The organism is Frankia nepalensis (assembly GCF_016786325.1).
GTDB classification, from domain to species: domain Bacteria; phylum Actinomycetota; class Actinomycetes; order Frankiales; family Frankiaceae; genus Pseudofrankia; species Pseudofrankia nepalensis.
Window position 1 is genome coordinate 1 of sequence record NZ_JADWYU010000078.1, and the last position, 7,483, is coordinate 7,483.

The following is a 7,483-nucleotide window of genomic DNA, read 5'->3' on the forward strand; positions in this document are numbered from 1 at the left end:
GGGGTACTTCCTCGGCGCGCCCATGTCGTCCGCTTCCTCCTGGTTTCACTCCCTCCATCAAACCCGGCGCGGTTCAGACCTGTGCTTTTGCTGTTCGGTCAGGCGGCGCGGTGGTACTCGCTGATCACACCTCCGAGGATCTTGCGGCGGTGGATCGGGCCGTCGAGGGGCGCGGCAGCGGCCGGGTCATGATTCGGTGGACGCTGGTCTCGCCCTTGATGAGGTCGATGGTCGTTGAAGTGGCGGGCGTACTCGTCGAGTACCGCGCTGGCATGGCGCTGGCCGTAGAGGAGCATCTTGTCGGTGCACTCCTGGCGGACGGAGCGGATGAACCGTTCCGCATAGCAGTTCGCCCGCGGCGTCTGCGGTGGAGTCCGGACGATCTGCACGCCTTCGGCGGCGAACACGTCGTCGAACGACCTCGTGTATTTTGCGTCTCGGTCGCGGATGAGGAACCGGAACCGGTCGAGGCGTCCCTCCAGGTCCATGACCAGGTGGCGTGCCTGTTGAGTGACCCAGGCTCCGGTCGGGTGGGCGGTCACGCCGAGGATATGTACACGGCGCGTCTGGATCTCCATGACGAACAGGACGTACAGCCGGCGCAGGGCGATCGTGTCGAGGTGGACGAAGTCGGTGGCCAGCAGGCCGGCAGCCTGGGCCTGTAGGAAGGTGCGCCAGCTGGTGTCGGCGTGGTGGCGTGGGGCTGGGCCGAGACCCGCGCCGGCGAGGATCCGGCGTACCGTGCCCGCGCCGATGCGATACCCGAGGCCGAGGAGTTCGCCTTGGACGCGGCGGTGGCCCCAGGTCGGGTTGTCGCGGGCCAGGCGGATCACCAGCGTCCGTAACTCGTCGGCCACCGGCGGGCGGCCCTGTGCTTGCCGAAAATCACGTCCGGGCTGGTCAGGCGGCGTGTTCGTACTCGCGCAGGATGCCGCCGAGCCGGTCGCGTCGGTGGACAGTGAGGTGGGTGAGTTGGTCCGGATCGGTGATCGGTTCGGGCAGCGGCCGGAGTGGTCTGGTGTTCGCGATGCCCTGGTGAGGGCGGTGTGTGTTATAGGACGCTTCGTACTCGCGGAGGGCGTGCAGGAGGTGGCGCTGGTTGTAGATCAGGGCGCGGTCGAGGAGTTCTCGGCGGCAGGTGTATATCCACCGTTCCATGATCGCGTTCATTCGTGGGATCTGGACGCCGCTGCGTACGGTCGTGATCCCGGCGTCGGCGAGGACCGCGTCGAAAAACGCGGGGTATTTGCCGTCGCGGTCGCGGATGAGGTAGCGGGCGGTCGAGGCAGAGTCGTTCAGGTCCATGGCGAGGTTGCAGACGGCCTGGGTGACCCAGGCGGCGGTGGGGTGTGCGGTGGCGCCCAGGATTCGGATGCGGCGGGTGGCGTGTTCGATCACCGCGAGGATGTACAGGCGTGTCCCGGTCAGGGTGACCGTTTCGAAGAAGTCGGCGGCGAGGCTCGCTGTGGCCTGGGCGCGGAGGAAGTCGGCCCAGGTGGTGGCGGTCCGCTCGGGTGCGGGGTCGAGACCCGCGTCGCGCAGGATCTCCCAGACCGTCGACGGGGCCACTTTGATGCCGAGGACGAGGAGTTCGCCGTGGATCCGGCGGTAACCCCAGCTGCTGTTCTCCCGGGCAAGGCGCAGTACCAGGAGACGGATTGAGGTCATGGTGCGGGGCCGGCCGCGTCGCTTGGGGCGGGATGCCGCGGCATGGTGGCGGGCGATCAGTGCGCGGTGCCAGCGCAGGACCGTGTCCGGGCGCACCAGGAGCCGCAGGCGGCGCAGGGTTGGCTGCGGCAGCGCGTGCAGAAGCGCGGCGAGTAGAACGCGGTCGGCGGGCTGGAACTGGATCCGTCGACCTTCGAGCTGGCGTTGCAGCACGGTGATCTGGTGGCGCAGGGCGAGGATCTCGATGTCCTTGTCACCGTCCCCACGGGGAAGTAGACGCAGCAGCGCGAAGACGTTCGTGACACCGAGGTAGGTCGACCGAAGCAGCACGAACCGGCATCCTCGCGCAGCCACGGGCCGTGCTGGGCGAGGGCTCGACGCCGGAGGGGTCACGATTAGTCCCCGACGGCCGCAGCTGCTCTGACCAGCGCGGATGGGATTGTCGGCAGGCACAGGGTTCAGCAGACCACCAGCGCGGACTACAAGGCGACGCTGCGGCGTTTCGGGGTGAGCGAGGCCTGGGCGCAGGGACTGGCCGGCATGGTGGGTGCACTGAACGAGCAGGGTTTCTATGGCGTCGTCGAACCGAGCACGCCCGACGCCGCGCCGACCGGGTTTCGCCAGTGGTGCGAGGACGTGCTCAGGGCGGCCGTCCTGGCCTGAGGACGGATTGTCGGTTCATGCCCCCGGGGTGGGGCGGCCGAACGACTCGAGGGTGATGGCGGCTGGTTCGGGTCCGCGGCGGATGCCGAGGTCGAGCGCTCACTGAGAACCAGCCGGGTGTCGCGTATTGATCTTTATTCGGGATTCGTCCTGGCGGAGGAGCCTGGATCCTGTCGGGAAGCCGTAGGGGGCCAGCGGCGGGCGTCGTCGGGGGTCTCAGTCGACGGCGAGAATGGCGCGGCGGCGTCGGACGCGTCCGTCGCGGTAGCCGGCGGCCAGCTCGTCGACCGCCTGCCAGCTGGTGCGCGGGTGCTCGGCTGGGGTGAGCCGGCCGGCGGCGACCAGTCCGACGAGCTCGCGCAGGTCGTCGCCGACCGGCCAGTGGCCCCAGTAGCCCTGCAGCCGACGCCGGGCCGGGCTGGCCAGGGTGTCCGGCGCGAGGACCGTCGGCTCGCCGGAGATCGCGCCGACGGCGACTGCCACCCCGCCCTGGCCGAGCAGCGGCACGGCGGCCGCGAGGACGGCGCCGCCGACGATGTCGATCACGACGTCCACCGGGCCGGTGACGTCGGCCAGGCCGGTGACGACGGCCGCGGCGCCGATCCGGCGGAGCGGTTCCGTGTCGGCTGCGTCCCGCACGAGGGCGGTGACGCGCGCGCCCGCGGTCGCGGCGAGCTGGACGGCGTACCAGCCGACACCGCCGGAGGCCCCCGTGACCAGCACGTGCTGGCCCGCCAGCGGAGGGATCTCGTGGACCACCTGCAGTGCCGAGAGGCCGGGAAGGGCCAGGGCCGTGGCGGTCGCCGCGTCGACGGCGTCGGGCAGCGGGGCGACGTCGGCCACGTCGCTCACGACCAGTTCGGACCAGGCGCCCGGCGCCGGCAGCAGCGTGACGACGCGGGTTCCGAGGGCCGGCGCGGGTGGGGAGCCGGGAGCGCCCAGGTCGGGCGCCGCGCCGATGACGGTCCCGGCGGCGTCGAATCCCCACACCCCGCCGGCGCCGACCATCCGCGGCGCGTAGTCGAGGTCACGGTCGACGAGGGAGACCGCCTCGACCTGGATCAGGACCTGACCGGCGCCGACGGTGGGCTCCGGGCGCTGCTCGAGGCGCAGCCCGGCCGGCGTGGCCAGGTCGACGACGAGCGATCTCATCGCATCTCCTCCAGGAGGCGGCCGGCCCTTCCGGGGCGAGCGCCTCTCGTCGTAGGGTAAATCCCCATCGGTTTGGTGGATTGAACTCTATAGTTCAGTTTGATGGTGTGGGGAGTAGCATGGGTGGCGTGGACGGTGACGCGGGCAGCGGTGGGGAGGCGTACTCGCGTGGGCGCATCGACAAGCGTCAGGCGATCGTGCGGGCCGCGTTCGACGTCTTCGCGCGTGACGGCTACGCGCAGGCCAGCGTCGACGCCATCGCCGCCGCGGCCGGTGTGGCGAAGCCGACGATCTACAACCACTTCGGCGCGAAGGAGAACCTGTTTCGCGTGGTGATGGCGGACGTCGGCCGCCGTGCGACCGCGGCGACGCTGGAGGTGCTGGGGGCTTTCCCTGCCGAGCCCGACGACCTGCGCGCCGAACTGACCCAGCTCGGCCGACGGCTCACCACCTGCTTCGCCGACCCCGTGTCGACCAGCCTGCGCCGGCTGCTGCACGCCGAGATCGTGCGTTTCCCCGACCTGCTCGACGAGGTCCGCGCGGGCGCCGCGACACCCGTCATCGACGCGCTCGCGGGCCCACTGGCCCGACTCGCCACCGCCGGCCACCTACAACTGTCCGACCCGATCCGGGCGTCGAACCAGTTCATCGCACTGATCGGCGACGAGCTTCCCGCGCTGACCGCGCTGGGCACCCGCCCCGCTCCGCCAGAGCAGATCGACGCGGTCGTCACCGCGGGCGTCGACACCTTCCTCCGAGCCTTCGGCACCGCCGACAACTCCCCGGCCCTCGGCGATCCCGACCCGCACGCGGCGACAACCAGCCATCCGACCTGACCAGCCACGCCCCATACCCACGGCGTGGAAGCCCGGCAGCCGATCTACAAGACCCCCTCATCGGAGGGTTGCGTCCAGCGTTCGGTGAACAGCCGGTCGGTCTTCGACGGGGTCGGCGCGCAGGGACTGGCCGCAGCTTCTACGGGATGGCCAGCGGCACGTGGACCGAGCCCGGCGACGTCGCGACGGTAAAACCGGCCGTGGCGGTGCCGAGTGCGTGTAGCGTGCCAGAACTCGATCCGGGGTCCTGACCTGCGGTCTCGCTGCTCGGTCAGCGACGCGGGCTGCTGCCGCATGTGCTATCGAACTCCGGACCTGCGGATTCGCCTGATCTAGGTCCCGGTAGTTGTCAGCGAGCGGGGCGCGTTGTTTCCGGCGCCGACTCGCGAGCCGCTACCGGGCGGCGACAGGGGCCGATCGAGCCGGCTGGCTCCCGCAGACCAGGACGACGGTTACTGGAGGCGCCTGTGGGAGGCGCTGGGGAGGGGTGTGGACGATCGGCAGTCGGCGACCGCTCGCGCCGCTGCCCCGACGTGCGCGTGCAGTCCGAGTGGCGGGGGCGGGGTCGCCGCGCCGGTCATGATCGTTGTGGCGTGAAGTGGGTGTGAACGCCCCATCATTGACCGGCACGGACTGACATCCACCACCAGAAAAATCCCGCCAGGATCGCGAGAACTGCGACCGTATAAACATTGCCCGTCCGAATTCGACATTCCGCGGCATTTGCTACGGTTTTCTCCGAACTCGCTCTAGCGGTGCGACCAGGGCACCAACCCTGCATTCGCCATGCCACGCCACGACCGAAAGCAACAGCGCCTGCTCAGGAGGGAGCCGGTGTGTCGCCGATGCAGGGGTTCTCGCGCACTTCCTGGCAGGTCGGGAACTCGTTGTTCGGATGCTGGCTGGGCTCGAGAGTGACGTCCAGCGGGGCGCTGTAGGACATCGGGGGCCCCGTCGGGCTGGACGCCTCACCGCCGACGCCGTGGTTCGGGTCAGGGTTGACGTGAAACGGGCCGTGGATGCCAACGGGCGGCGGCTGCGACGCCGGGGCGGTGGTCGGCTTCGGCGTCCCCTGGCGGGCCGTCGTCGGCGCCGACGCGGCGGGCCTGACCGCCGGCGCCGCGGGACTCGCCGTCGGCGTCACGGTCGGCCCGGCTGGAACGGGCACGCCGGCAACCGTCGTCGTCGCGGCAGGCCGCGTCGCGCCGCCGGTGGGGCTGGGCGCGGAAGGCACCGCGGCCGGGTTCCGAGCGTCCTCACCGCAAGCAGCGAGCACGCCGGCCACCAGCAGCGGTACGAGCCAGCCTCCTCGGCGGACCCGAGCGATCACCACGGCCACCCCAACTCCGTCGTCTCAGCGCCCGCTCGAAGGGCGCGCCGGTTGTCGACCCACCCAGGCGAGCCTAAGCGGCGCCGGCAATCTACCGAAATGCACAAGATGCGCCGCGACCGCCCCACGTCGGAGCGCCGCGCGCCGATGCGGGTAGCAGGGCACTTTTGCATCGGACCAAGCCAGCCGATCTTGGCCGTAAGTCTTTCGGTCTCGAGGCCTCGAGCAGGGCCGGAGGGACCCCCTGGGAGCAGTCGGTCGGGCGACCGGCCGGCTCGATCACAAGAAGATTGACGGCCAAGATCGGCTGGCTTGGCTCGATGCAACAGCTCGCGCACTCGCGAGACAGGATATGGGCCGTATGGTGCACGGTCAGGTACGAAGGCGTACAACTCTGCCCATGAGGGGCAACGGGGGAACCTACCGGCGTACCGGCCGACGCTGGATGTGGATCATTGCCGGCGTTGCTGCGGCAGGGGCGGTGATCGCGGTGTTCGGGATCTGGCACCTGCCTGCGCGGATGTACCCGCCGGGCACTGACGGCGGGGCAGAAGCACGAGCGGCGTTGCAAGGTGGTCTGCTCACCGCTGCCGCCGCTCTCACCGCCGTGGCTGGCGCTCTGATTGCTTTGGACGAGACCCGGCAGGCGAACGCCGAAATATGTCGGTCCAATGAGAACACCCATGTCCGGGAGCTGTACTCCACCGCGATCAGTCATCTCGGGGACGGCAGCGTCGATGTCCGCCTGGGCGGGATCTACGCCCTGGAACGCGTCGCCCGCGACAGCGCGGCGGATCAGCGCACGGTGGTCGAAGTGCTCTCCGCGTTCGCCCGCGTCCACAGCATCGAGCCTGCCCTGCGTCCTGCTGCCCCGACGCGGCCGCCTTGATCCGTCCGGCGGTCGACGTTCACGCCGCCGTCACTGTGCTGGCTCGCCTCCCTGTCCTGCCCGGCGTTCCCCGTACCGAACTCGCCCACGCCCTCTGATCACCAGGCCCGCCGCGGCTCCGCATGTTCCGGCTCCTCGCGACGCAACAGACCCCGTGCAGGAGGAACGTGCAGACGCCGGCGTCGGCTGGGTCAGCGGCCGAGCTGGGCCGCCGCCTTCGCGTTGACGATGCCGTAGCCGTAGAAGCCGTTGAACAGCTTGTCGCCCTCGCACAGCTTGGTGTAGTCGGCGGTGAGCGGCCGGGCGTAGACATACGGGTTGGTCGCCGGGCAGGCCGTGGCCGTCGCGGTGGTCACCAGCGCCGCGCTGACGAGCAGCGGGTTGGCCGTGATCCCGCCCCGCAGGTCAGGCCGCCCGAGCTGGCTGATGATGATCGCGGCGACGCCGGTGGCGTGCGGCGCGGCCATCGACGTGCCCTCCAGGTACTGGTAGTACGAAGTCACGCCCAAGCTGTCGTCGCGGACCACATACGGGGTCGTCGGGTTGCCATTCGCGTCGATGTCGCCGTTGGCCTCGGCGACATTGCGTGGGTAGGCGGCCAGGATCAGTTTCGCCGCGTCGCGGGTGGCCGAGCCGTCGTAGGCGTCACCGCCGGGCGCGGCCACGACCGTCTGCTCGACGCCGTAGTTGCTGTAGTAGCTCAGCCGGCCGGACGGCCCCACCGCGTTGACATCGAAGACGCCCCTGGCCTCCGAGGGCATCGACAGGCACGAGTTGTCGATCTCTCGCTCGTAGGCACCGGACTGCGATTCCGGATACGGGTAGTCCGGGCTGATCTCGTCGATCTCCGGCTTTCCGGTGTCCAGGACCTCGTTGCCGGCCGCCGCGATCAGGGTGACGCCGCGCAGGGTCGCGTAGCGGACCGCGCGCTGGGTGGCCTCGATG

Annotated in this window: 7 protein-coding genes and 1 pseudogene; 3 read left to right on the forward strand and 5 right to left on the reverse strand. The window is 70.3% G+C overall.

Going from position 1 to position 7,483, the window contains the following annotated elements:
* Positions 1 to 98: 98 nt before the first annotated feature.
* Both I6A81_RS03280 and I6A81_RS03285 read right to left on the reverse strand, forming a co-directional pair.
* Positions 99 to 869, reverse strand: a pseudogene (locus I6A81_RS03280) (integrase core domain-containing protein); the annotation flags it as partial.
* A gap of 31 nt (positions 870 to 900) precedes the next feature.
* Positions 901 to 1,998, reverse strand: coding sequence for an integrase core domain-containing protein (locus I6A81_RS03285; RefSeq protein ID WP_203007564.1), 1,098 nt, complete (start codon positions 1,996 to 1,998; stop codon positions 901 to 903).
* Positions 1,999 to 2,208: 210 nt separating this feature from the next.
* Here I6A81_RS03285 and I6A81_RS44675 point away from each other — a divergent pair, with 210 nt between their 5' ends.
* Positions 2,209 to 2,331 carry a hypothetical protein gene (locus tag I6A81_RS44675; RefSeq protein WP_285222760.1) on the forward strand — a complete coding sequence of 41 codons (123 nt, stop codon included), beginning with the start codon at positions 2,209 to 2,211 and terminating at the stop codon, positions 2,329 to 2,331.
* Positions 2,332 to 2,547: 216 nt separating this feature from the next.
* Here the strand turns inward: I6A81_RS44675 and I6A81_RS03290 are convergent, their stop codons facing one another.
* The gene (locus I6A81_RS03290; protein WP_203007563.1) at positions 2,548 to 3,483 is read right to left on the reverse strand and encodes a zinc-binding dehydrogenase; all 936 of its coding nucleotides are present in this window, start codon (positions 3,481 to 3,483) and stop codon (positions 2,548 to 2,550) included.
* Between the two features lie 119 nt (positions 3,484 to 3,602).
* On the opposite strand from I6A81_RS03290, the gene I6A81_RS03295 reads away from it, so the two are divergent.
* Positions 3,603 to 4,319 (forward strand): TetR/AcrR family transcriptional regulator, encoded by a 717-nt coding sequence (locus I6A81_RS03295; RefSeq protein ID WP_203007562.1) that lies wholly within the window; start codon positions 3,603 to 3,605, stop codon positions 4,317 to 4,319.
* Positions 4,320 to 5,139: 820 nt separating this feature from the next.
* Here the strand turns inward: I6A81_RS03295 and I6A81_RS03300 are convergent.
* The gene (locus I6A81_RS03300; protein ID WP_203007561.1) at positions 5,140 to 5,487 is read right to left on the reverse strand and encodes a hypothetical protein; all 348 of its coding nucleotides are present in this window, start codon (positions 5,485 to 5,487) and stop codon (positions 5,140 to 5,142) included.
* A 562-nt stretch (positions 5,488 to 6,049) separates the two neighbouring features.
* Between I6A81_RS03300 and I6A81_RS03305 the strand changes: the two genes are divergently transcribed.
* A complete protein-coding gene (locus I6A81_RS03305; RefSeq protein WP_238431008.1) occupies positions 6,050 to 6,538 on the forward strand; it encodes a hypothetical protein in 489 nt (162 codons plus the stop codon).
* Positions 6,539 to 6,729: 191 nt separating this feature from the next.
* On the opposite strand, the gene I6A81_RS03310 is transcribed toward I6A81_RS03305, so the two are convergent.
* On the reverse strand, positions 6,730 to 7,483 hold a 754-nt coding region (locus I6A81_RS03310; RefSeq protein WP_203007560.1), incomplete at its 5' end, for a S8 family serine peptidase.